Origin of the sequence: Enterobacter sp. JMULE2 (genome assembly GCF_013337145.1) — a bacterium.
Classification (GTDB): Bacteria; Pseudomonadota; Gammaproteobacteria; order Enterobacterales; family Enterobacteriaceae; genus Enterobacter; species Enterobacter mori.
Genome location: NZ_SGWD01000020.1, coordinates 44,273 through 68,201 on the forward strand (window position 1 = coordinate 44,273; position 23,929 = coordinate 68,201).

Below are 23,929 nucleotides of genomic sequence, written 5' to 3' on the forward strand. Positions count from 1 at the left end.
CCGCTCTCTTGAGCGGATTAATTTTCAGGCCTTCAGTTTCGCGAACTCTTCAGCCATTTTCCAGAGTGCCTGGTTTAATTTTATATCACCATCGATGCCGGTGACTTCACGCGTTCGGGTGCGTTGTCCTTTTGCCGTTCTGCCCGATATACCACCTTTGATCACATTCTCCTGAATACGGTTGAATGTCGTCCATAAATCCGGGCTTTTATCTTCCCAGCGTCGGGCCTGTAATACCTGGTCAGGCGTTACCGGTGATGGTTTCCCGTCATACTTATAGCTCAGGGCGGCCGCACTTAACAGGCGCTGTTCTGGCTCCGTCAACTGAATGCCTTTCATCATGTCGATATTTCCCTCGACCGCGTCGAACGTTTCCAGCACGCTATAAGCGCCCTCGATAACCTGCCCCACAATATCACCTTTGTGAGGGACACTGATTTCACCAAAGTTTTTCCATGCTACCAGACCATTAGTGCAAATCTGGCGGAACATCCCGGGGATCATTTTATAGCTGCTTGAGCCGTCATGGCTGTTAAGCAAAATAATTTCCGGTACTTCTTTACCACTGATTTGATCGTGACGGCGAAGGCGTAACATATGTTTAGTAAACTCACGCTTTTCAACATCGCGCGGACGTGTTTGCGTGGCGTAATAAGGCTGAAAACCTTCATCCCGTAAACGGTCAAGCAGGACAATCGTTGGAATATAGGTATAAGTGCGACATGAAGTCGCTCGAAGAATTGCTTCACCCGCAAAGTATCGTGGGGACAAAGCCCGCTGTTCCGTCAGCGGTAGCCTACTGATCCATGCTCGACGGGTAACCGTTGGGTCTGAAGCGATCGGGACAACGTAGCAAGGGCTGCAAGTACCAACGCGGCTCGAGCGCAAGGCTTGATGGTATGGTTAACAGAAGTGAACTGCTCGTAAACGTCGTCAATATTAAGCAGCCAAAGGTACTGAAAGGCTGTAGCCAAAAGGCAAAGTAGCTGGATATTCCTTTTTACACTGGGGATACACGGACAACAGAGCTACCGGCGGAGAGGCAGAACCTAACCCATCGTGTTCTTCGTAGCGGAACATGGTAAGTCCGTATCGCCGCCCGTCTGGGCAGGGGCCTCGTAAGGGAAACTGTTGGTGGTGCGGATAAAGGAGGACTGAGAAAGCGAAAGCCATTCTGTAATGGAATGGATATCGGTGATGCGTTTTTTGCTGTCTTTGTCGACATGCTTTGTTCCCCTTATCCGGATATTTCCCGGCATTCCTGAATGCCGGGCGTATTCAATTTTTAAACTTCAGTGGAGCCAATCCAGTTACCATTCAGGTAAACATCAGCGCCCCCTGTCGCAACCTGTGGCTGAACAGCACTTAAACTCTCGTGCGTCCATCCCGCATGTGGTGCAGGAACCTTCAGCAGTGTATTTCCAGCGAGATCGCGGACTTCCAGCGTGGCCAGCTCGAGTCCATCGAGAATATGGTTTTCTCCTGGTCGCTGGTCTGTGATGTAAGTGATCATTATTTTTCCTCTGTGGAAACTCAGGCCAGATACGGTCTTAAATCGCGATGCCCGTGCGTTCAATCAGGCGCACAAACTGTTTGAAGTGGTCGGCTTCAACGACGTGGATATGGCGGAACTCTTTATCCACGCCGCTGCTGAGGGCTTAGAAATACTGGCCTTTCATTTTTTCAGGGCAGCTTCTGCGCATTTTTTTCAGCGCCGCGAGGGTGCGGAACTCCATAACATCTGCCTCATCCGTTGAGTTTTTTTCGTTCTCAGCGACGAGAAGGGTGTATGACTGAGGTTTGCCACCCATCTTCCTGGAAGATTCTTGAGCGGCGGTTTTGACGTTGACGTTTCGTGTGTGCATCCTGGTTTTCTCCTGTGGGGATGGTTGTCCATCTCCCTGGTGAGTTCTCTCGCGGCAAAGGGCAAAGGAGCAACGGCGAAGGGAGGAAGGAAAGGGGCGCAGACAAAAGTTTTTGCCCGCAAAAAGTTTTGGCGGCGTGCATTTCACCCCTTGGATGACGACCCGACGGTGCTACGACCAGCCCTCCGCGTGAGAACGCACGGGGGATGGCTTCACCGCATGAACAGGATGCACACACCCGACACGGCGGAACGTCGGGGCGGCCTTAAAGCGACGGCACGGCCGGCGCGGTCAGGGCGGCGTGACCGGAACGGTCGCAGCAAGCCGGGGGTTGACCTCAGCCATCAGACCCTAGCGGCAGCCCGAAACCCGAAGGGATTCGGCGGAGACTGGCCGGTGCGAAGCAGCTGCCCGTCGGAGTGGGGCTCGACGACTGAGCCGCTACGCGGGTCAGGAGCCGAAGGGGGCCATGTTCAGGGAAGTGATTCTGTTTTGATGCATGTTGAATCCGGGCAAGAAGCAAACCACGCACAGCTAACTTACCCGCTCAAAAGGCTTCACTGGAAAGTCATGGAGCAGACAGATTTTTTCTCACACGGGAAAACAGCTGGCCATCGGGATTTTGTCGCCGCCAGAAGAGGGAGTGAAACACTGAGGAATGCGGAGGAGGGAGACAGACAGAAGCGCCGGAGGCGCTGCTGCCCTTCCCCCGTTCCCCGGAGGGGAACAGACCTTCCGGGTTGTTCATGCGTGCGGTCGCGCAGGGAAGGATGGAAAAAGGGGCTACCAGCGAACCGGTAACCCCTTCATAAAGGCGCTTCAGGCAATTCTAAACATCACCAGCCCTGAAAAGGCGGGGTTTCCCCCGCCTCCAGGTAGCTTACTTACCGGATTCGTAGGCCATAAAAGCCGCCACCTCCCTGTTCGTGTCCCTGTACCGGATTTCGCAGAGCGATTTTCGGGTCAGGTATGTGAATATCAGCAGTGTGAGACACACTATTAATACGCACCAGAGCAGGGTACTTCGCGGCAGTTTCATAGCTGACTTCTCCTTGCCTTTCGGCAGGTAAGCGGCTAATCTGATGTTGTCTAGGCATACAGATCAAGCCTCGTGGTTAATGATAATTAACTTCGGGGCTTTCTTCTTTCTGCCTCACAACATGATAACAAACCAACCGAACATCATGAGGCAAAAAGCCTCAAGCGCCACCGCCATTATATCGTGCTGTGCATCTTCTGCCCAGGAATAACAGTCTGAAAACTGTATAAATCCTCACCTTTTTTCAGTCATCACGTTGACTGTCCGGCCCCTGCTCCCAGTCCTGAATCTGTTCCTCAAGAGCCTTAAGATGCTCGTCAACACTGTCGGCCAGTCGCTCGCTTTCCGTCTCCAGCCAGCCACTCACCCCGTCCCATTCGCACGACATCTCTTTCAGCCTGGCGGATATCGTTTTCAGCCGGTTGCGCTGGCTGCGGGCAGCTTTCAGCTCCGATTTGTAGGGATTATTTCTCATGCCGGTTTCCGTCGCAGCGTCAGCTTGTTCGGCACCTGCCAGCGTTCAGCCCTGCGAACAGGCTCGGGCGTTTCCCGGACGATGAACGGGATTTCATACATCACCGCATACAGCGGCTCGCCGCTCAGACGCAGCCACTCCAGTTCCTTCAGCGACGCGAACCGCGTCTGCCATCGCCAGAACATTCCCGCCAGCTCTCCCGCGTCAAACTCTTCGCTCCACCGGGTGTACCAGGTGCAGATCGTTTCCGGTGACTGAAAATTCAGGTCGGTTTCCGCCTGTGAAAGCAGGTTCTGGCGAAGCCGCCAGCGCTGATCGACCTCGCGGGATTCGCGGCGCATCTGTCGTGAGGTCCGGATGTTTGACCTGCGCAGCCGTCTGTCCGTGCGGGTGTGCATGATTTCGGGGAAAAGCTCGGCCTGCACGTCCAGCGTCAACGGCAGCGGGCAGGACTCCCCTCCCGTGGCAATCATGGTGTCCAGCGCCTCCTCAACCTGTTTCAGAGTTGAATGGCGGTTCTTTGGCACCCAGTTCAGACCCGGTATCTGGCGTGCCACCGTGGCATTGAGGCGACCGCTGCCCGTCAGCACACGCAGGAAGGTGCGCACGTAAGGCATGGCGGGCAGTCGTGCGCCACGTTCGCGGGAGGATTCCACCTGGCATATTGCCTGAATCGCGGCCTGACGGGCAGGCTTCAGGGAAACGAGTGCGTGTGAGGACGGGATCATGCTGTCACCTCTTCGCTCATCAGGTTCGCCACAGTACGGGCGGTACAGTTAAAACGACGCATACCTGCCATCTGCGTAATCAGCTGGCTGACCCGTTCAGGCTGAAGCGAGTCATTCTGGTAAAGGGTTCGCACCACTTCGCCACCGGAGGAGAGCAGCACCAGAAGCCAGTGCGGCGAGACTTCGCCAGGACTGCATACGCACAGATGCCAGTCATCGCTGCCGTCCGCGCTGAAGCGGCACTGTACAGGGAAAAAGCCGCCGAACTCGCTGCGGTACTCGGCGCAGACGCGCCAGCCCTGCGGAACAGTCAGCAGGCCGGTCACGGCATCGCTGAGGGCGCGGCGGGCGTCCTCGCCCTGCTGGCGGATAAACTCCATATCGGAGGCGGTCAGGGCATTGATTCGGGTCAGGTCATAGTGCAGGGTCATGTCTGTTCCCGCCGCCCGAAGGCGGCGGCCTCCGGTTAAGCAGCGTGGTCAGTGGTGTCAGCGACGGTTTCGGTGTTTTCTTCAGCCTGAGCGTCTGGTGCAGGGCGCACCATCCAGTCAGGGAGCCAGCCCACCGCATTGAGATCTACAGCGGCGGCCTGTGCCGCATCCCGACGTTTGAGCTTAACCACTTCCCCCGCACGTCCGGTCAGTCCTGCTTGTTCATATGCCTTGCCAATCTGAGCAATTTTGAGCTTGCCAAAGTAGCTCTCTGCATCCGGCTGCCACCACTTGCGCAGGTCAAAATCGAGTGCCGCTTCCAGCCCGTCCAGTTCGCTTTTTTCCGTATGGTTATACAGGCGCTCCTGAATACCGTTGATACCGTGCGCAGCGCAGAATCCCAGCAGGGCGTTAACCTGCTCTGCTGACCATGACAACAGCCAGGTAAAATCGTGATGCCAGTTGTCGGGCAACGTCGCCTGAAGCGCCTTTTTCTGCGCAATAAGCGCCAGCAGGGCTTTCCCTTCGTCGCCTGACGGAGCCAGTGATGAGAGGTGATGCTGATTCGAGGACACGGAGGCTTTCAGGGGTTCGCTGCGCTTACCGTAGCTGCGGTCAAACAGACTGAGGCACAGCGTCCACGTCAGGAGCGCGACCGACACATCGGGACGACCTGCCAGTTCGGCCTGAACGGCGAGAGTGCGCTCAGCAGACATCGCCTTGACCAGCGTGGCGGGATACGCATCGGCGGGAATATCAGGGGTAGTCCAGGTCACCACATTATCCCGACGCGCCTGAAGGGCTTTCTCTTCCTCCTGACGTTCCTCGTCCGTCACTTTGTGAATACCCGCCTGAACCTTAAAGTTGTCGCCATCCCATGACACCCAGACGCCGTGTGCGGCGCGGAATTCCGGTGTGGCTTCGCGGTACGTCGCCTCGCAGACAATGTCTTCAATCTCCTGCTGGAGCGCGTATTCATCATCGTAGCTGTCACTGGTTTCTATTTTTTCTTCCAGATCGCTGACACGCTGCTTTTCTTCTTCCGTCAGGACGGGGGCTGGCATGGCAACGCGATACTGTTCACGGTCGGTCACGTTGTCGCCAAGCTCGCTCATGCGAAACTCTGACCAGCCCCAGCCCTGCTCATGCTGAATACGCGCCGCAATGACAGTGAGCTTTCCTGCCAGCAGAGATTTCACCCGTGCTGCATCGGCAAAGGTACTGTCCCTGTCGCTGAACAGATCGGCAGTCAGCGTACCGCCAGCGGCGATATACGCCTCCTCGCCCACAAATTCGAACATCGGGTGACTGGCAGCCATCTTGTCATCCGTGACCATTCTGCGCAGAGTCTGCACGGCAGGATCACGCCACTGCTCCACCGCTTCTTTCCAGACCTGCTCCTGACGCTCATGCGTGTCGGCAAGGGTCAGCGCTTCGCACTGCTCGAGGGAGATGCCATCCCGCGCCAGCGTATCCAGCAGGGAGGGTGCAAGGTTTGCCAGTTTAAGGCAGCGCTGAACATGGCGCGGGGCATAGCCCAGCAGGGCGCTGATCTGCGAGACGGTTTTGCCCTCCTGCTCCAGCGTTCGGAAGCCGACAATCTGCTCGGCAGGGTGCATATTTTTACGCTGACCATTTTCGGTCATGGAGGCCACCACAGCCAGTTCCAGCGGGATCACCTTCACCGGAACAAACGGCGTGTCAGCACGGGTGATGCCTTTCTGGACCAGAATACCCGTTGCCTTGCGGCGACCTTCTCCGCCGACCACACCGACTGAGCCGTCAGGCAGTTCAACGCCGATCAGGTTCTGAAGTATCCCCACGGCCTCAATACTGTCTGCCAGTTCTTCCACCTCTCTGTCCGTGTGCGGAATACGGCGCACATTCAGATCCGTGCTGGACAGGCGTGAATAAGGCAACAGTTGTACGGGGGTCGCGATCAGCAACTGTAACAGCGTCTGATTTGCCGCCTGTGCGGCGTCAGGCGCAGCTTTTTTGCTGCGGGTGGCTTTTACGGTTTTGTTTGCCGTAGAATGGGTGGTGACCATGATTTTTACCTCTTAGTTTAAGTGATGGTTCGCCGTGGCCGGAGTGCGATCCGGTCACGGCACTCAGAATTAATCGGTGATGCGTTTTGGGTGTGCGACCAGCGCACCAAATGACGGACAGGCATCGAGCACTTTCATCATCGCTTTTGCGCTTTCCAGCATCGCGGTATCCGACGCTGTGGCACGGTTTTCACAGACCACGATCGTTGCCAGCACCCCAGCCTTAATGTCAGAAAAGCGTTCGTGCGTTCGGGTACTGAACAGGATGCGCTTATCCCCTTCCATAACCTGCCAGTTCGAGCAGTCGTTGAAGCGCGTGTCCACGTTGTCAAACTCCACCACATGCTTGTCAGTGGCCTGAATACGCAGCAGCGTGACCATGTCACGGCTCGCGCCTACCTTTTTTGGTGATGTTGCGGCTTTCAGAACCTGCATTCCTGTCTCCTTTTGTTGGCGTTCCGGTTACGGTGTTTTACTGCCGCACATCCTGAAGATTGCTGTCCAGATCGGCCAAAAATCCCGATTCAAAAGACCATGCGCGCCAGTTGAGGTGGCCGTTGGTACGGATTTAGACCTGAACATCACCATATCGGGACACGTCTGACACGGTGACAGTGACCCCCTCTTTCAGGTCAGCGACCTGCGCCACGCGCTCCCGCGTAACAGACGCGAGATCCTGTCCTTCCCCCATCTTCCTGGAAGATTCTTGAGCGGCGGTTTTGACGTTGACGTTTCGTGTGTGCATCCTGGTTTTCTCCTGTGGGGATGGTTGTCCATCTCCCTGGTGAGTTCTCTCGCGGCAAAGGGCAAAGGAGCAACGGCGAAGGGAGGAAGGAAAGGGGCGCAGACAAAAGTTTTTGCCCGCAAAAAGTTTTGGCGGCGTGCATTTCACCCCTTGGATGACGACCCGACGGTGCTACGACCAGCCCTCCGCGTGAGAACGCACGGGGGATGGCTTCACCGCATGAACAGGATGCACACACCCGACACGGCGGAACGTCGGGGCGGCCTTAAAGCGACGGCACGGCCGGCGCGGTCAGGGCGGCGTGACCGGAACGGTCGCAGCAAGCCTGGGGTTGACCTCAGCCATCAGACCCTAGCGGCAGCCCGAAACCCGAAGGGATTCGGCGGAGACTGGCCGGTGCGAAGCAGCTGCCTGGCGGAGTGGGGCTCGACGACTGAGCCGCTTCGCGGATCAGGAGCCGAAGGGGGCCAGCGCCCTGCCCGTTTTTCTGGTTCCGGCCATCAGAAAACGGCAGCAGACGAAAAAGGCAATCCACTGGATTCAGGTGTTTTCAGGGAATTTTATGATCGGGTTTCAGAGCCCACGCCCACGCCCACGCCCACGCCCACGCCCACGCCCACGCCCACGCCCACGCCCACGCCCACGCCCACGCCCACGCCCACGCAGAAGGCTGTTCCGGTCGCAGCTTACCTGCCAGCACTTTTTTCCCCTGCCCTCTCAGTTCCCTCTTCAGGGGCGGAGAGGGGAAGCGCCGCAGGCGCTTTCTCCCTCGCCCGTCAGCCCGCAGGGATGACAGGGTTTTAGCGCGCGATCAGGCAGCGCCGTAGCCCTGCCCTGACGGTTATGGTTTGTCGCCTTCGCCGCCCTGAAGAATGAAGTGACCGCACAAATAGACGGCACACTGACGGGTGGCAGATTCGCAGATTTCATCCATCACTTTTGCCGTGGTCACGGGGCTGAGACCGAGTTCCTGCCGTCTTTGATTTATCAGGGTTTTGTACTGGCGGAGTATGGAACGGGTTTCTGGTGAGAGTTGCATTCGATTTTCCTTATTTCTTTGGCCGGAGGCATCACCTCCGGCGTCCTGTCAGACATTGATTGCGCGACGCAAATCCTGCATGACATCGTTTGTTTCTTTCAGCGCGCCGATTTCCCCCTGTAAAGTGAGCCGCTCCATCTCCTTCCCTGCCAGCTGCATGACCACTTCCAGTGACGTGGCGGGGATCGTCACGGTACGGAGCGCACGCTTTTCATCGAGAAAGTCGTCCACGATGCCGCGTATCGACCCAAAATCACCGCCACATTCGAGTTGCGCATTCAGTCTCTCCAGCACCCGTTTCACGTCCTCGTCGCTGAGATCCCAGTCAAGGCAGATGCTGCGAATATCTGCCCCATACCAGCATGCAAACACGCATTTCTCGCCGTCAAGGTCGGAACATTTGAACATTTCAAGGGCAATCTCTCTTGGTGTACCAATCATTTTCTTCTCCTTTAATCGGGCGGCATCGCCGCCCGTGGCCAGTCAGTCGAGGGCACGCCAGAGAGTGGCGCTTTCCGGATGAGTATCAGCAAAATCCATGAGTTGTTCATGGCGGCGGCAGAAATGGCGGCACAGCTCCTCATGGTCATGGTTGCTGTGGTGCCAGCTCCGGTGGTTCAGTACCAGCGCCGTAAGAATGATCCCCGCCACTTCCCCACTGACGGTCTGCTCAAACCAGTTCTCCGCGTTACGGAAGAGCAGGTTTTCCACATCCGGCGCCATAAATCCGCCCCCGCCAGGCAGACGGTAAAACTGCCAGAATCCGCCCTGATATTCGGGGCAATAGCGGTGCGCATAGGCATACATGGAGGCTTCGGACGTCATAAAATCGCCGCCAAAGAGATCGGGTAAAAAGGTCAGGCGCTGGGCGCCCTCAAGACGAACGGCATCACAACAGGTCAGGGTCAGGCTCATACAATCCTCCACGGTTAACATATTCTCGGTTCCGGCATCGCCGTGACGACACGACAGACCGGCGAAAAGCGGAGGACGCAGGGGCGACACCGGAAGCCGCAGCGCAGACATAAACGGGCTGAATGCACCGTTTATGGCGAGAACGGGTGAGGATGGCGGCGACAGCGAACCCTTGTGGCCGCAGCGGTCGGGCTACAGTGAAGTCACGGCGCATGCCGTCACCGCACCCTGCCGCCCGGGAGGTTCCCCGTCCCGACGTTGCCCGGAGGGTGGCGGCGGATAAAGGCGGAAGGAACTGACTTCCTTTTTCGCTTTGTCTGGCCCCGGTCCGGATACGGGGGCCAGGCCCCCGGAATGGCTTACGCGGCCAGTTGATCCTGGAGGGAATGCACATCCCTGAGCGCATCTCGCAGACTTTCTGGCTCCTGTCGTCCGGCCTCCCACGCATGACCGACACGGTTTTCCAGGTCACTTGCGTAGCGTTTCAGCACCCTGGACAGGAGTGTTGCCGTCACGCTGACCTGCCGGTTTTCTTCTTCACGCTGTTGCATCAGCAGCTCGCAAACCCGGTCACAGGTGATCCCTTCACGGCGATATTTCGCCATCGGCATGTCACCGATCGTTTTCATCAGCGACCAGACTTCCTTTTCGTCGGGATGCTGACCGCTCTCCCTGCACGCCACTGACACGCCCTCTTCCGTCCAGACCAGCAGGATCAGGGGTTCATCAAAAGTGAACATATTTTCAAGCTGCACACACAATTCTTCACGGGTTCCAAACATCAGTTTTCTCTCTTGTCAGGTCACAGGCCGGGCTGACGCCCGGCAGGGTCAGTCAGTTCTGAAAGGTTTCATCCAGTACCAGGGCTTCACGGTACGCCTCCAGTAACAGGGTGTTGATCCGCCGCAGGGTCTGGGCGGCCATGCGTTCGGCCAGCGTCGCCGCATCGTGCCGGTGCTGAGATTCAAGACGGTTAAGCAGCATCCTGACATCACACATGGCATTACTGAGCGCGGCAACGTCCGCGCGCAGTGCTTCAAGTCCCGGATAATTCATGCCGCCTCCGGATAATCGGGATAAAACATGCCGTCATTGGCCGCCGGCATTCGTCTCGCCCGTTCAACCTGTGCCAGACGACGCACGCCGGCAGCGTGATACTGCTCCAGCATCTCAATACCGATATACCGCCGGCTCGCTTCGGCAGCCGCCACGCAGGTGGAGCCGGAGCCGGCGAACGGGTCGAGAACAATCGCCCCCGGACGGGTCAGGGATTCAATCAGGGGGCGCAGACTCTGCACCGGCTTTTCAGTCGGATGGTGATGATTGCCCGTGTATTTCCAGGGGATCACGTCCGGGATGGGGCGGTCCGGCGTCTGCGGACGGCCTTTAGCCAGCAGATAGGCGTTTTCATGGGTGTAGCCAACAAAGGTGGATTTTGAGGCATAGGTTTTGGCAAACACCACATGACCGACAATCCGGAACCCCGCCGCTTTCCAGGCACTGATAAACAGATCCGCGCGGTTCCAGGCATAGAAACTCACCATCAGACTGTCATTTTTCAGCACGTGGAACATTTCATGACAGGCAGGCTGGAGCCATTCCGCCGAGTTATCACCCGCCAGCGTGCGGCCGGAACGGTCCTTGTAGCCAACCAGATAAGGGGGATCGGTCAGAATAAAATCGACAGCGCGCGCCGGAAAACGCGACATCACCTGCACGCAGTCACCCAGAATAAAACGGGACATAGACACACTCCTCTCTGATATGCGGCACCCTGTTGCGCCGTGCCGCCACAAAAACCCGGCGGAAAGCGGAGGACACAGGGGCGACACCGGAAGCCGCAGCGCAGACATAAACGGGCTGAACGCACCGTTTATGGCGAGAACGGGTGAGGATGACGGCGACAGCGAACCCTTGTGGCCGTAGCGGCCGGGTTAGCGTGAAGGCACGGCGTTGAACACGCCGCCGGCTGGCGGCAGAAAGGCGGAGGGGAACCGACATCCTTAGTTGTCCACTCTGGTACCCTTTTCCCCACAGCCCTTCCTTACCGAGCCAGCACAGGACGCCGCACACTGCAGAACACATCGTTGAGGTTGGGAACGGATGATGACAGTGGCGAGAGCTGCTCTTGCGGCCGATGAGGCAGGTTAACGTGAAGAGCCGGTGGGTTATGCTGATAAAGAAGACGTTAAACGGTGAGATTTGACGGCAGGGATCAGATGTCATCCTGCCGTTTTTTTGGCTGGCTTTGCACGGTGCCGGAATTATCTATGATGAGCAGCACCAATACGACGTAATGCGTGAGTGACTTTTTCGGGACCCAAAAAAAAATCTGATGGCGAAGCTTTTACGGCGAGATTACAGGCCGCACAGGCTGCATTCCAGGGCATTACCCACTCAGGAGGCCGCGTCTGCAGAACTACCTATATGACGTTTTATTCTCAAAAGCCAGGATAACCCCTACACAGATCAGCACCACGTAACAGAGCTGCAGCACTATAGTCACCGGCAGTGAAATATTGTCCAACAGAAGCAAAGGAACGACAGTGGCCACACCCGCCAGAATCATTCCTCTGCCGCTCTTTTTAACGAGTCCCCCCCACTGCGATTCTGGGATATTTCGGGCGCGCAGGATACGGTGAATAAATTGTTCTGCTGTTCGCTTGATGACTGACATGTTTTTACTCTCCAAATGCGCGCCGCATATTTTTCTTTATACCCGCGGTTTGCGTACCGGATGACAGGGTGACTGACAATACCTGTTGTTCCGTCGCCAGAACCGCAGCAGTACCCGTCTCTTTTATCCCGGAGCGAGCCATCTGCAGGATCGGTGCCTGCAGTTCACTGACCGAGGCGAGCGGAATCGGCCTGCTTGCCAGCAGGCGAGGCAGTTCAGGTGCCGTCGTATGCAGTGCCAGACCGGTGATGATCAAGTTTCTGAGCATTGCACAAGCATACTGCAATGCTCTCCATCCCTCACAATAGTTGCGTCCCTTTATTTGAATACAAGCCTTTCTCATTTTTATGAGTAATTACTCAAAAACTCATATGAGTAAAAGAGCAAGGTGCAGATACAAGAACAAGAAACAGAGAGAGCGAGCCCCAAAAAGCGTTAGCTTTATGGATTTCCAGCAATCCCACTATGCATTATTTCAACCTTTGGCACGCTGGGGGCTTAAAGATGCACCATCAAATATTCAGCAACAGAAACCACCAGGAAGAACTCCCGTTCGAGTGAAGGCTGGTATGAAACGGCCACATATGCGGCCGTTTCATTGTTAAATTTTCTGAAGCTTGAAATGGACTCCGCATGCGCTGGCATAACGAGTCAGCGTCTCAAAGCTCATTTTGCTGGCGTTCTTCTCCATACGGGAAACAGTGGGCGGCTTAACACCCATGCGTTCCGCAACCTGCGCAGACGTGAGGCCAGCGCTTTTACGCCAATCCTCCAGAGTGTCACGTAAGCTGTCCCGGGTGCTTTCTTCCTCATATGCGGCCCGATATTCAGCATCCTGCATAGATTCCGTATGAATTTGATCGAGGGTTTTATATTTCATCTTGCATCTCCTTCAATCTAGCCCAAGCCAGCGCCATTTCTCCGGCAGGGGTTTTGTTGGTCTTTTTAATAAAAATTCGTAACATGAAAATTTGTTGGCCAGACTGATAAACCCACAAACCACGCGCAATATCACTTCCCATTGTGCGGATCTCAAAGAGCCCATCGCCTAGCGGCTTGGTATCCGGTTCCCGTAACTGGCGCGGGTCATACTCTAATTTCTGTAACAGCCTAACCATTTTTGCGCGAATCTGCGCAGGTAGAGCAATTAACTCTGCTTCAGCTTCATCATGAAAAATTACGGTAAACATTGCATCCCTCCCTGAACCATGACATTAGCTCAAAAGCTAACTTAGCACAAGAGCTAACTATTAACCTAAACGGTGCTCTTGATTCTTCCAGCGGCACGGGGGCTCACTTAAATTTTAGCTCGTCCACATGCGGGGTTGCATTCATCCATGACAAGTCGATGATCAAAAGCAACTCCGCGCATTATTGAAAATGGCTCGAGATAAGATGAATGAGCTGGTACTACATGGAAAACGGCAAAGAAGACGATCACAGCCACAACTCAGGAACATTACCAGCCAGGATCGCTACCTCTCTTCTTTTTTTGGGTTAAGGACCCCATAAATCTGTAGCTATTTAGAGGTTCTATTTCCATCTTTGCTCTTCCCGGAAATCGAACTTTTCAAGTGTTTCCCATCTAACTAATTTTTAACCTGTCCAGTTTGGCTAACATTTCTGACGCCTGAACTTTTGGAAGTGTATCCACAGATGCATACACGTAATCCAGCCAGTCACGCTTTATCTCATATTTACTTTCTGTAATCCCCGCGCCACTCATTTACTCAAATACACAAGTGAGTAAAAAATGGAACATCATTGATGTAATCGTTTTTTGAATCCAAAAGATATCCATGGTTCACATTTGCATTGCTTCACATGAATTAAGCTCACCTGCCCCCCTTTCCTTCAATGCGGTACTGAACGTCGAAATGCAAAACCACCATTGGCCTTTAATTCGGTCCATTACCCACAGAGTTGTACGCCATTTCGGTGGATAACAAATCAGCAATCAGCTAAAAGTTAAAATCCTTGTTAGCGATGTATACCACTCCTTCATCCATTTTGAGTAAATGAGTAAATGAGTAAATGAGTAAAACACATTTAATCATTTACACTTCCCATTTCATGTTTTAGAGTAATCACTCAAACACTCATAACAGTAAATACTCATTTGAGTAAATGCGTAAAACTGAGGCAATTAATGAAAGTTATCTCTTTTCTGAATCCGAAGGGTGGAAGTGGCAAAACAACTGTGACTATTAATGTCAGCACTAGTATTGCCAAGAAACACCGGGTGGCCGTAGTTGATACCGACCCGCAGCAAAGCCTGGCAAACTGGAATAAAGCGGAAAAAGCCAACTTTGATGTGTTCACTGCTGCATCTGAAAAAGATGTCTATACCATCAGGAAGGAACTCGGGGATTATGATTATGTCATCATTGATGGTGCCGGTGCGCTTTCTGTTATCACAGCAGCTGCTGTGATGGTCAGTGACCTAGTGATCATTCCCGTTACACCGTCACCTCTCGATTTTTCTGCATCAGGTGCAGTCATCAGTGTGCTGGAAGCTCAGTCATACAACAGGCCCGTAGAGTGTCGTTTCCTTATTACCCGCAAAATTGAGCAAGCCACGATGCTGGGTATTTTACGTGAGAGTATCGCTGCTACGGGGATCCCTTCTTTAAAAACATCGATTACGCAGCGACAGAGCTACGTGAAATCTGTGCTGGATGGTGAGACTGTCTTCGATACCAATGATGGGGCCGCGAAAGGTGAAATCGAAGTGCTTGCTGGTGAAATCATCAAGTTAGTTGCGTAAAAACACATTTACACATAAACTCAAATGAGTAAATGTGTATTGGAGTAACTTTATGAGCTTAGTAAAGCAAAACCGCAACCCGGCGGCACCGAAGGTAATGACCTTCGGTGAGAACAGGGATTTAGGCAAAGTCATTTCAGCGCCACCATCGGGCATTCAAAAACGTGTGAACTTCAATATGCCCGAAGACAAGCATCAAAGGCTGAAAGCCGCTTGTGCCAGAAAAGGGGCTTCTATTTCAGATGTCATGAACGACCTTGTCGATACATGGTTGAAAGATAATGAGTAAATGAGTTTTTACTCTTCTGTGTGTTTACTCTAATACTCCTTTGTACTGAATGATTGTTGTGATCGGACCTCAGGTGGTTAACGATATTGGTCAGCATCGTCATCAGGAATCTGCCTGCACATGTACCTGAATCAGAGATATGATTGCAGTGCTCGCCGCAGCCTGTGACCGGGCTTGCCCGCGAGCAGGCGAGGAAGCGCAAGATCTGCGATTAAACAGAAACCTGTTACGCTCCATGTCACATCAGATTGCAGGGAGTGTTAACTACCTGAGTTGGTTTAGTTTTATCCACATATCCTCTTGGTAGATCAATTGATCAGATCAATATGAGATCAATGTGAGATCAATACAGATCACCACTCAGCTAATCTTATGAAAATTAAGTGAAATAAACGGATCCCGGCGGTCATATTCATAAGAAAAGCGGTTACTTTCATGATTCAGGCGTTTACTTTCATAAGCAAGGCGGTTATTTTCATAACCTGGATGCGGTTACTTTCATAAACAGGCCCGCTTTTACTCACTGGATGTGGATAAATGGATAGTTCTGACGCGCAGCAAAGTCCTTTTGCGATCAAAAAGAAAGATTCGGGAGAAAGTTATGAACTGACTCCCAACAGCAATAAGACGGTGCAGCCGGTGGCGCTGTTACGTCTGAGCGTGTTCACTCCCGTATCGCCTAAAGAGAAAGGTAAGCGCGACTTTCTGATCGATGCTTCAGAAGAACTGTCCAGTCTCGAGGTTGCCCGGCAGGAAGGGTATACCAACATCAAAATCCAGGGCGCCAAGCTCGGCATGTCCACTGACTTTAAAACCTGGATTGGCATCATTTCTGCTTTTTCAAAGTATGGGTACACATCGGAAAAGATTACGTTGCCGTTCTCTGAGTTCGCCCGTATGTGTGGCCTGCGCCCAACAGACATCAATGGCCGTGCCCGTAACCGCCTGAGTGAAGCGCTGTTCAATCTTTCGAGCGTGACGTTGTCCTTTCGTAGCCAGGACGGTAAGCGCAGCCTGGTGACCCACCTAGTCCAGCGTGCTCAGCTGGACATGGATACCAATATGGTTGAGATCGTGGGTGACCCCAGCCTCTGGGAATTATATCGCTACGATCATAAGGTTCTGCTGGGTCTCAAAGTCCTTTCAGCCCTGTCACGCAAAGAATCGGCTCAGTCTCTGTACGTTTATTTCGAAAGCATGCCGGCAGGGACGTTGTACGTTTCAATGAAGCGGCTGCGTGATCGACTTGCGATGGAGTCACAGGTTAAGGATCAGAATGCCACGATACGCAGGGCAATGAAGGATCTGAAGAACATTGGCTATCTGGACTACAACGAAGCCAAAAAAGGGCGTGAAATCATGTTCATTGTACACTCCCGCTCACCGAGGCTGACATTACCGGTTGCGTGATGGCGGTCACTTTCATAATGCTGGCAACATAAAGCGGTCATATTCATAAACCATCCTCTGAAAGCGGTTAGTTTCATAAAAAAGAACCTTCATGAGCCTCACTTTGAATGCCTTCATACCTGGTTTGCAGCATTTTTTATGGAAGTAGCGATACTCTGGGTAGGATGACATTATGAAAGTAACCACCTGTTATGATCGTAGCGACCCTTTTATGAAAGTGACCTCATTTTTGAGATAGCTATAGTGCTATGGTTTTAGCCTTAATCGTCAGTGAAGTTGTTTTAGCTGTTATATTCATAATGAGGTTGCGTTACGTGAAGTCTGGCCTGGTACACCCCTGCAACCTTGCTTTCTTTCACGTAGCGCAAATCTGATTGACCTGATTACGCCCTGTTTCGCCACTCTGATATCCGAAGCGATAAAATTTCTTACCTGATTTTTAACATTGCCACAGCTTCAGTACCTGACATCGAAAACTGAACCCGATGACGGGCAGCCACATCGAGCGCAAACACCTTCGTATACACTTCTGTCGAGCTGACCGATTTGTGCCCCATCAGGCTCTGCAGCACCTTCAGCGGAATTCCTGCGTACAGCATGTGCATGGCGTAGGAGTGGCGGAACGTGTGCGGGGTGACCGGTACGGAGAACGTTACACCGTCGGCGGCTGCCGCTTCCACAGCTTCGCCCAGCCAGGTGCGGACCGTTCTGTCAGTGATCTCCCAGATGCGTGCCTTCTCTGTCTTGCCGGTTCGCTTGTTGCGGCGCTCCAGTGGAATTTTCAGCGTGGCCACCATCATTTCCATCTGGCTGACATAGTGGTTGTCGGACAGAGGTACGATACGGTGAGGCTGCTTGCCAGCGGGAGCACGACCAGCCGTTCTCGCCGCTTTCTCTTCCCGTTGTTTGAGGGTGGCCAGCTGCACGAAAGGATAAGGTGGGGCCAGCGAAAAATCCCCCCGCGTCAGCGCCAGCGCTTCGTTAATGCGCGCGCCGGTGTTCCAGAGCGTCGCCAGCAGCATTTTGCGGTGCAAATCGGGCACGTAGTGGAGCAGGGCGCTGATTTCCGGCGCCAGCAGGTATTTCGGCAGTTCGTCCTGTACCAGTGCCATCTGGCGAAGGGCCAGCGCAGCAGGGTAATCAATAGCGACAGGAAGCTGACCCGGAGAGTAATGCGCTACAGTTGCGGGTAAGTTCATTCCTGTTCCCCTGAATGCCTGTTAGCCTGAATGCGCTGCTGCATCATAATATGGAATGTAGCCAGTTCCCGTTGTCTCAAAATATGCAGCTGAGCCCGACGTTTACGCTCAATCCGCCACACCTGCCAGAGAACGGGCTGTGCGGACCATTTAGTTGCATCAAGGCGGGTACCAGGAAGACGGGCCAGTTTTCGCAGCCTCCTGGCCTGCAGAATGGCCTTAAGACCAAGACGGGCATACAGATACTTTCGTTCCCACATTGTATGGGTATAGTCCGGCGGACCTTCACTTTCCTCCATGCCCGCGATTTCTCTGTCACTCCATTCCTTCAGTACATGCAGTTCACGGATAGCGTAAGTAAGACCAGGTTCGAGAGCACGCCAGTCGCCGGTGATCACATTTAAATCTAACTCCGGGCGGGTCTGGGTTGCCCGCATGAAATCCTGCTTATCTCGTTCTCCGTCATCAGTTGCCACTTTGGCGCAGCCTTCAGCAAACCTCTCCAGAATAAAGACCAGTTCAGTGGCGATAAAGAGACGTTCACTGGCCAGCTTTGCTGCCGCAGCTTCCTTCTCTCGTTGGGTTATCCGCCACTGCCCGTACCACACACCACCGAATGCAGCACCTGCAGATGAAAGTCCCGTGATGATCTGTGGCCACAGGCTGGCGTTATCTTTCACGACTTTCACCCCCTCGGTGGCAATAAACCAGTCGGCCATGTTTGTTCCTTTATTGTTGATAAATCCCGCCCGCCATTTTTTCCTGACAGCCCGGATTCAGTCAGTCGTAAGCCAGCAGTAAGAAATACCCTTTTGCCGTATCTGCGTCATTCAGCTCAACCCCTCCGAATACTACTTGAGCTTCATCGCCCGGCCGATACCCAGGCCAGTCGACCATTGACCAGCCGTAACCTTCCGGTATACGTATCTTTCTGGCAACGATATCTCCGCTTGCATCAAGAACGAGATGTTCCTCAATGATGAACCTTTCATCGTCGGTATGACGCATATTTGAAACAAGCGATATTGTTTTATGGCCTTCAGCGATGAGGGTATCAACCAGTTCCTCAAAACCCATAAGAGATTCCCTTCCTGTGAAATAGTCACTCAGAGTAATTATGATGTGCAGCACAACTGACTGCGAACAGGACTGCATTAGTCACCCACCTGAATATTGCTCTGCTTATTTTTTCCTGTCGTGAATATCATCAGAATGATAATAATCAGCCTTATAACCACGCCATTAAATTACCGGATGACCGTTTCCGGGTGATCCGACTTTCCTGTATATGAAGACTTTCCGGAAGTGTAGCACGGTGAGGGAATAAGCAAAGCGGCAATATCTGCCCCTGCGCGCCAGGTCACTGCACTGTGGATAAACACAACATATAGGTTCATCACCAGCTGATAACACCGCTACATCTTGTGTTTCCGCGCCGCAGCGCGCCGGTGCACCTGAGGAAGATCCGGAACTACCTTTTTCCGGATCTTCCGTGAAAAAGTGAGAACCTGGCATATGCTCAGCCTGTGCACACACCCGGTGCCTGAACCTCATTCCGGATATGCGCCACATATCCACTTTTAGTCGGAAGAGAAAGATGAGAACCGTATCCATTTTTAAAAACGGCAACAACCGCGCCATCCGTCTGCCCCGCGATCTGGATTTTGAAGGGGTGAGCGAGCTGGAGATCGTCCGGGAAGGGGAAAGCCTCATCCTGCGCCCTGTCCGGCCAACCTGGGGCTCGTTCGCGAAACTCGAAAAAGCCGATCCGGACTTTATGGCGGGGCGTGAGGACGTTGTCGGCGACGAAGGACGATTTGACCTGTGAAGAAGACAAAAGACCGGATCTACATGCTCAACACCTGCATCTGCTCGTTCATCATGCGCGAGCAGCCGGCCGCCGTGATAAAACGCCTGGAGCAGGCGGTGCTGCGCAACCACCGCATCGTGGTGTCAGCCATCACCTGGGCCGAGATATCGCAGGCAGCCGCGCTGGCCGGCCCGGCGGTGGTGAATCTGGCGGAAGCGCTGGCCGCCCGCCTCGATGCCATCCTGCCCTGGGATCGCGCGGCGGTGGACGCCACCACGGAGATTAAGGTGGCGCTGCGGCAGGCCGGGACGCCGATCGGCCCGAACGCCACGGCGATTGCCGGGCACGCCATTGCCGCCGGTGCGGTACTGGTGACCAATAATGTGCGGGAATTTGAACGGGTGTCGGGTCTGGTGCTCGAAAACTGGGTAAAAAAAAAAAAAAAAAAGGACCAGGGTATGAGTGAACTGAAAACACAGAACCCGGCTCAGCCGCTGTCCTGCACTTCAGAACTTCGCGACAAAATATGCAGTGTTTATTTACTCTCATGATGAAAACCATGAGCTTTTCAGGACTGACGATTCGGTAACTTTCAGGATCATAAAGACTGTTTAGCGGGGCAGAGTATCTCCGGGCTGTCGGTCTTTATTTTACATGCAGCAAAAGGCCAGTGAAGTCTTTCGGATACTGACGATGACATAACAAGCACCGAATTAAACCGACGATGATAACTATCGGTACTTCCGGAATGAGGACTCAGTAAATGAATTCATGCAGGAGCCCGACATCACCACCCGGGTGACAGTCTTATATCTCTGCCCCTGAGCCATAAGCATTTATCCTCATATAAAAACGCCGGGAGGATACACCAGAACGTATTGCCACGCGGAAACAGAACGATCGCGCCCGGCAACGCGTAATACGCTTCATACTTGAACTCTGCAGAAAACGCTTAACGCCTGCAACCCCATTAAGCCATCCCTAAAGGCTGCGGGATATCCTATCACCTCGTTGTAATGCATTCCATAACCCGGCATAAAATATCACCAGCGATATACTACAGTGTATTAAAAAAAGGTGCGCGCAGTCATTCCATCATGCAATATCTGAGTGTCTGATGCGTATAATAATGCCTGTCCGGGATTAACTATTTACAGCCGCCCCCGTGCGGCTTTTTTTTATATTTTACAACGTAAAATCATGCTGTGATATTTTATTCCTTCAGCAACAGAGACAGATCATCCTTTCACTGGAGGCATCTGATGAAGAGCCTGTAACGCATTTCGCGTCCTTCAAATAAAAAATTCTTACCAGTGACCGAACCTGAAACAGGCATTCATTACCCGCATCGGGTACTACATCCCCCCGTTATTGCAGAAATAAGTCGTGTTGCCTGCAACAACAGTAAATTATTACATCAGGGATCACAGAACTCAGCGTGTATAATTTAAAGAATTATTAAATACAACATGACAACCGCGCTGGTTTACTGATGATTATCTTTTAAGTATCACGTAAGCGGGCACGTTTTTTATATTTTCAGCATTCCGGATGGAAAAACTCATACATGCCTGTTAAATTTTTTCCGTCCTTGCAAACTGATAATTTGTTGTTCGCAAAAATTCTTACGCGCAGTCGCCCATTCTGAGTTTACGCTGAAACGAGCGAGCATGGATGCTTCTTGCCAAAAAAAAGCTGCTTCACGAAAGTTCTCTGCTTGCTCTGCACCTGCAGCTCTTTCAGCAAGGTGAATAAATTCACTTTGTACTTTCACAACCATCCCCTCAGTTGATAACATATAAAATTAACGGTCAGTAATCTGAAAAAATCAGTCATACATTACTGCTGACAAGCAGGTTGAAACCTTTTTAATATAAAAACTAAACGATGAAAAAACAAAAGCAAAAATCACAAAAAAGTATATCATTTTAAAAACCATAAGACAGCGCTCAGATATGCATTATGCATATTCAAAGCATTCATCATAACTTATTATTTAAGTTAAGTGCGTATGAAAAGCAGGGTTGAGCCAGGATGCAGATATCAGGATACTGGTTCCGGCATATCTTAAAAAGTTATAATTCCTGAATCGACTCCCCTGTGTTAATCTTTAAATAGCGCATGAGGCCTTCGTTTGCGCTATTCTTCGCCTGTGCATTAAGGGCTTCAAGGTAAAAGCTTCTTGATACATCGTAGGGAGCAAGATTCGAAGGAAGAACCCTGAATTCATAGAGCGTATTGTTATTCGCCCCCCGGCATACAAGCCTGGCATTATTGCCGACAATGTCAGCGACTGCACACTCGACAGGACCATAAACACTTGATAAATATGATTGAGTTTTTTCTTTTGCATCATGCAAATAAGCCAGTTCATTATTTTCATAATAACATAAGAAACTTAACGAAATAACAGCGGCAACAAGGGTTATCATGCCACAGGTTTTTTCAAATAAAAGTTTATTTGACATGTTAAACACTCCGGTATTTATTATTTATATTCATTGAAGTAATCCCCTACTATACGAGTTATCAGGTCACTGAGCAGACAAATACGGTAAGGGAGATAGGCCTTTTGCTTATACACCATGTAAATACTGCAATCTGCAGTTATGGATTCCGGTAATGTATTTATGAGATTTTGGTCTCCCTGCTCATTAATCAGTGCTTGCGGCGCAAGTACCAGCAAATTGTTTTGCTTTGCTATTTCCACTCCAGCCATGAAATTATCCACAGTGCACATTCCAGTGACTTCTATTTTAATTTCCATTTCATTTTCAGTATCACGAAAGGTCCATTCATTTTGATTTCTGGCATACCCTGACATCAGTACGCAAGGATATTTGCTGTAGTCCTCTGCTTTTGTTATCGATATATTTCTGGAATATTCTTTATTACAGTAAACACCTAATGGTATGGTGGCTATTTTTTTTGCAACGAGCAATTCATTAAGCGGAGAAAAATAGGTAAATGAGATGTCCGCATCATCCATAACAGAAATCCCCCTGCTGTTAACTGTCCCTCCCTGATTGCAGGTATTAAGCCTTATATTAAGGTTCGGACTTGCTTTTATTATTTCTTTTAAAAAATATCTTGAAAAAAAATATATAACACCTGACGGTGCATATATATTAATTTGCTCGCCGGTTGATTTTTTATAGTTTTCTGTAAACGCAGACAGTTCATCTATGGCTTCCAGATTTTTAAGTATCAGTGGTATTAATTGATCGCCAAATTTTGTTGTTTTGATTGGCCTGGTGTCACGTTCGAATATTTTCAGACCTATTCTTTCTTCTATAGTGGTTATCGTTCTGCTCAGATTAGCCTGGGCTATGTTAAGGTTTTTTGCCGCTGTGCTGTAGCTTCTGTGCTTGGTAAGCTCTACAATTGCACTGAGCTCGTTTTTTTTGAATGCATGTTTCATTTTAAATTCCGCCTGTATTATTTCGCACTCACTACCGTCATCAAGAAAAAGTCAATCCATAAAGACCATGATAAGATTAAAAAATGAGTGATAAAAACTAGCATGGCCGCATTTCTGTCACAGCATCATTTATCAGCAATCATATTACAGAAGTTAAAAGAACTAAATTAGCACATATTTGATATTTTAAAGTGACCGCAATGATATATTGTAATTCTGATTTATATAAGATGTTGCGAGGGTCACATTTTTATGTTTTTCAGTTGCACAGTAACGATAATTATTATCTTTTTCTCAGGGAGTGCGGTTTGTTGAATACATCGAACTTTTGCTGACACGCAGGATCAGATCACTCTCCTTCTGACTAAACAGCGATATACCGTGGCAAAGCCAAAGTTCAAGTTCAAGAGCACCAACTGGAAAGCTTACAGCAAGGCCCTTATCACTCGAGGATCTCTCACTTTCCGGGTGGATGAAACAGCAATCCATGCCTGGCACTGCGAGGCAACATCGTCCGGGCGGGGTCGAACGCAGCATTATTCCGGTATGGCCATCACCACGGTATTGATGCTGAAGCGTGTTTTCGGCCTGACACTTCGTGCCCTCCAGGGCTTCATCGACTCCATTTTCGCACTGATGAAAGTGCCGTTAAACTGTCCTGATTACATCTGCATCAGCAAGCGGGCGAAATCCGTGAATATCCCGTTTAAAATCCCTGCCCGGGGTAAAATTGTGCACCTCATTATCGACTCCACCGGGCTCAAAGTCTTCGGTAAAGGCGAGTGGAAGGTGAAAAAACACGGTCAGGAGAAACGGTGCATCTGGCGAAAACTGCACCTGGCGGTAGACGCGAAAACGCATGAAGTCATCTGTGGAGACCTGTCATTGAGCAATATCACCGATACGGAAGCCTTTCCGGGCCTTATTAGGCAGACGCACCGTAAAATCAAGGTGGCCATCAGCGGATGGGGATTACGGTACGCAAGTGTGTCACGATGAGTTAAGACGCAACAGAATCAAGTCGTTGATTCCGCGCAGAAGCGGAGCCCGCTATTAGGCTGTGTCCCTTAA

The 23,929-nt window shown here is 51.8% G+C and carries 28 protein-coding genes and 5 pseudogenes; 6 read left to right on the forward strand and 27 right to left on the reverse strand.

Annotation, left to right across the window (positions count from 1 at the left end; all coding sequences use genetic code 11):
- Positions 1-24 precede the first annotated feature (24 nt).
- The 21 genes and pseudogenes from EXW94_RS27780 to EXW94_RS27875 form a co-directional block, all read right to left on the reverse strand.
- A complete protein-coding gene (locus EXW94_RS27780) occupies positions 25-840 on the reverse strand; it encodes a DUF932 domain-containing protein (RefSeq protein WP_375336655.1) in 816 nt (271 codons plus the stop codon).
- A gap of 445 nt (positions 841-1,285) precedes the next feature.
- On the reverse strand, positions 1,286-1,513 hold the full coding sequence (locus tag EXW94_RS27785; protein ID WP_174341706.1) for a hypothetical protein: 228 nt from the start codon (positions 1,511-1,513) through the stop codon (positions 1,286-1,288).
- 37 nt (positions 1,514-1,550) lie between these two features.
- Positions 1,551-1,865 (reverse strand): annotated as a pseudogene (locus EXW94_RS27790) (hypothetical protein).
- Between the two features lie 880 nt (positions 1,866-2,745).
- On the reverse strand, positions 2,746-2,865 hold the full coding sequence (locus EXW94_RS27795) for a type I toxin-antitoxin system Hok family toxin (protein ID WP_223297214.1): 120 nt from the start codon (positions 2,863-2,865) through the stop codon (positions 2,746-2,748).
- Positions 2,813-2,962, reverse strand: a pseudogene (locus EXW94_RS28445) (DUF5431 family protein); the annotation flags it as partial. The gene EXW94_RS27795 and the pseudogene EXW94_RS28445, both read right to left, overlap by 53 nt.
- A gap of 186 nt (positions 2,963-3,148) precedes the next feature.
- Positions 3,149-3,379 carry a hypothetical protein gene (locus EXW94_RS27800; RefSeq protein ID WP_174341707.1) on the reverse strand — a complete coding sequence of 77 codons (231 nt, stop codon included), beginning with the start codon at positions 3,377-3,379 and terminating at the stop codon, positions 3,149-3,151.
- Complete coding sequence (locus EXW94_RS27805) at positions 3,376-4,107, reverse strand: plasmid SOS inhibition protein A (protein WP_174341708.1); 732 nt, start codon at positions 4,105-4,107, stop codon at positions 3,376-3,378. Before EXW94_RS27805 ends, EXW94_RS27800 begins: the two co-directional genes overlap by 4 nt.
- Entirely contained in the window at positions 4,104-4,538 is a 435-nt protein-coding gene (psiB, locus tag EXW94_RS27810; RefSeq protein WP_174341709.1) for a conjugation system SOS inhibitor PsiB, read from the reverse strand. The genes EXW94_RS27805 and psiB overlap by 4 nt, the downstream gene beginning before the upstream one ends.
- 35 nt (positions 4,539-4,573) lie before the next feature.
- Complete coding sequence (locus tag EXW94_RS27815) at positions 4,574-6,586, reverse strand: ParB/RepB/Spo0J family partition protein (protein WP_174341710.1); 2,013 nt, start codon at positions 6,584-6,586, stop codon at positions 4,574-4,576.
- Between the two features lie 69 nt (positions 6,587-6,655).
- Positions 6,656-7,021: a hypothetical protein gene (locus EXW94_RS27820; RefSeq protein WP_174341711.1), complete on the reverse strand. Its 366-nt coding sequence runs from the start codon at positions 7,019-7,021 to the stop codon at positions 6,656-6,658.
- A 133-nt stretch (positions 7,022-7,154) separates the two neighbouring features.
- Positions 7,155-7,331: a hypothetical protein gene (locus EXW94_RS28450; RefSeq protein WP_254797923.1), complete on the reverse strand. Its 177-nt coding sequence runs from the start codon at positions 7,329-7,331 to the stop codon at positions 7,155-7,157.
- A gap of 841 nt (positions 7,332-8,172) precedes the next feature.
- A complete protein-coding gene (locus tag EXW94_RS27830) occupies positions 8,173-8,370 on the reverse strand; it encodes a hypothetical protein (protein ID WP_174341712.1) in 198 nt (65 codons plus the stop codon).
- A 48-nt stretch (positions 8,371-8,418) separates the two neighbouring features.
- On the reverse strand, positions 8,419-8,811 hold the full coding sequence (locus EXW94_RS27835) for a hypothetical protein (protein ID WP_174341713.1): 393 nt from the start codon (positions 8,809-8,811) through the stop codon (positions 8,419-8,421).
- Positions 8,812-8,853: 42 nt separating this feature from the next.
- Positions 8,854-9,285, reverse strand: coding sequence for an antirestriction protein (locus EXW94_RS27840; RefSeq protein WP_174341714.1), 432 nt, complete (start codon positions 9,283-9,285; stop codon positions 8,854-8,856).
- A 359-nt stretch (positions 9,286-9,644) separates the two neighbouring features.
- Positions 9,645-10,067, reverse strand: coding sequence for a DUF1380 family protein (locus tag EXW94_RS27845; protein WP_174341715.1), 423 nt, complete (start codon positions 10,065-10,067; stop codon positions 9,645-9,647).
- A gap of 52 nt (positions 10,068-10,119) precedes the next feature.
- The gene (locus tag EXW94_RS27850) at positions 10,120-10,341 is read right to left on the reverse strand and encodes a hypothetical protein (RefSeq protein WP_174341716.1); all 222 of its coding nucleotides are present in this window, start codon (positions 10,339-10,341) and stop codon (positions 10,120-10,122) included.
- Positions 10,338-11,030 carry a DNA methylase gene (locus EXW94_RS27855; RefSeq protein ID WP_174341717.1) on the reverse strand — a complete coding sequence of 231 codons (693 nt, stop codon included), beginning with the start codon at positions 11,028-11,030 and terminating at the stop codon, positions 10,338-10,340. Before EXW94_RS27855 ends, EXW94_RS27850 begins: the two co-directional genes overlap by 4 nt.
- Positions 11,031-11,704: 674 nt before the next feature.
- A complete protein-coding gene (locus tag EXW94_RS27860; protein ID WP_174341718.1) occupies positions 11,705-11,962 on the reverse strand; it encodes a hypothetical protein in 258 nt (85 codons plus the stop codon).
- Between the two features lie 126 nt (positions 11,963-12,088).
- Positions 12,089-12,230 (reverse strand): annotated as a pseudogene (locus EXW94_RS28630) (plasmid partitioning/stability family protein); the annotation flags it as partial.
- Between the two features lie 333 nt (positions 12,231-12,563).
- The gene (locus EXW94_RS27870) at positions 12,564-12,842 is read right to left on the reverse strand and encodes a helix-turn-helix transcriptional regulator (protein ID WP_174341719.1); all 279 of its coding nucleotides are present in this window, start codon (positions 12,840-12,842) and stop codon (positions 12,564-12,566) included.
- Positions 12,832-13,152 carry a type II toxin-antitoxin system RelE/ParE family toxin gene (locus tag EXW94_RS27875; protein WP_174341720.1) on the reverse strand — a complete coding sequence of 107 codons (321 nt, stop codon included), beginning with the start codon at positions 13,150-13,152 and terminating at the stop codon, positions 12,832-12,834. The genes EXW94_RS27870 and EXW94_RS27875 overlap by 11 nt, the downstream gene beginning before the upstream one ends.
- A 959-nt stretch (positions 13,153-14,111) precedes the next feature.
- On the opposite strand from EXW94_RS27875, the gene EXW94_RS27880 reads away from it, so the two are divergent.
- The 3 genes from EXW94_RS27880 (at position 14,112) to EXW94_RS27890 (ending at position 16,428) form a co-directional block, all read left to right on the forward strand.
- Positions 14,112-14,729: a ParA family protein gene (locus tag EXW94_RS27880; RefSeq protein ID WP_174341721.1), complete on the forward strand. Its 618-nt coding sequence runs from the start codon at positions 14,112-14,114 to the stop codon at positions 14,727-14,729.
- Between the two features lie 52 nt (positions 14,730-14,781).
- Entirely contained in the window at positions 14,782-15,018 is a 237-nt protein-coding gene (locus EXW94_RS27885) for a plasmid partition protein ParG (RefSeq protein ID WP_174341722.1), read from the forward strand.
- Between the two features lie 537 nt (positions 15,019-15,555).
- Positions 15,556-16,428: a RepB family plasmid replication initiator protein gene (locus tag EXW94_RS27890; protein WP_174341723.1), complete on the forward strand. Its 873-nt coding sequence runs from the start codon at positions 15,556-15,558 to the stop codon at positions 16,426-16,428.
- A gap of 428 nt (positions 16,429-16,856) precedes the next feature.
- Here EXW94_RS27890 and EXW94_RS27895 read toward each other — a convergent pair whose 3' ends face one another.
- From EXW94_RS27895 to EXW94_RS27905, 3 genes are all read right to left on the reverse strand, one after another.
- Entirely contained in the window at positions 16,857-17,627 is a 771-nt protein-coding gene (locus EXW94_RS27895; protein ID WP_174341724.1) for a site-specific integrase, read from the reverse strand.
- On the reverse strand, positions 17,624-18,346 hold the full coding sequence (locus tag EXW94_RS27900) for a hypothetical protein (protein ID WP_174341725.1): 723 nt from the start codon (positions 18,344-18,346) through the stop codon (positions 17,624-17,626). Before EXW94_RS27900 ends, EXW94_RS27895 begins: the two co-directional genes overlap by 4 nt.
- 61 nt (positions 18,347-18,407) lie before the next feature.
- Positions 18,408-18,704: a hypothetical protein gene (locus tag EXW94_RS27905; protein WP_174341726.1), complete on the reverse strand. Its 297-nt coding sequence runs from the start codon at positions 18,702-18,704 to the stop codon at positions 18,408-18,410.
- A gap of 520 nt (positions 18,705-19,224) precedes the next feature.
- Between EXW94_RS27905 and vapB the strand changes: the two genes are divergently transcribed.
- Both vapB and EXW94_RS27915 read left to right on the forward strand, forming a co-directional pair.
- Positions 19,225-19,455, forward strand: a complete 231-nt coding sequence (gene vapB, locus EXW94_RS27910) for a type II toxin-antitoxin system VapB family antitoxin (RefSeq protein ID WP_174341659.1) — start codon at positions 19,225-19,227, stop codon at positions 19,453-19,455.
- Positions 19,456-19,478: 23 nt separating this feature from the next.
- A pseudogene (locus EXW94_RS27915) lies at positions 19,479-19,871 on the forward strand (type II toxin-antitoxin system VapC family toxin); the annotation flags it as partial.
- A 1,127-nt stretch (positions 19,872-20,998) separates the two neighbouring features.
- Here the strand turns inward: EXW94_RS27915 and EXW94_RS27920 are convergent.
- The 3 genes from EXW94_RS27920 to EXW94_RS27930 all read right to left on the reverse strand — a co-directional run bounded on the left by EXW94_RS27920 (position 20,999) and on the right by EXW94_RS27930 (position 22,858).
- On the reverse strand, positions 20,999-21,211 hold the full coding sequence (locus tag EXW94_RS27920) for an ANR family transcriptional regulator (protein ID WP_202666455.1): 213 nt from the start codon (positions 21,209-21,211) through the stop codon (positions 20,999-21,001).
- A 301-nt stretch (positions 21,212-21,512) separates the two neighbouring features.
- Positions 21,513-21,905 (reverse strand): hypothetical protein, encoded by a 393-nt coding sequence (locus EXW94_RS27925; protein ID WP_174341661.1) that lies wholly within the window; start codon positions 21,903-21,905, stop codon positions 21,513-21,515.
- A gap of 20 nt (positions 21,906-21,925) precedes the next feature.
- Positions 21,926-22,858, reverse strand: a complete 933-nt coding sequence (locus EXW94_RS27930) for a LysR family transcriptional regulator (RefSeq protein ID WP_174341662.1) — start codon at positions 22,856-22,858, stop codon at positions 21,926-21,928.
- Between the two features lie 381 nt (positions 22,859-23,239).
- Between EXW94_RS27930 and EXW94_RS27935 the strand changes: the two are divergent.
- A pseudogene (locus EXW94_RS27935) lies at positions 23,240-23,912 on the forward strand (IS5 family transposase); the annotation flags it as partial.
- Positions 23,913-23,929 lie beyond the last annotated feature (17 nt).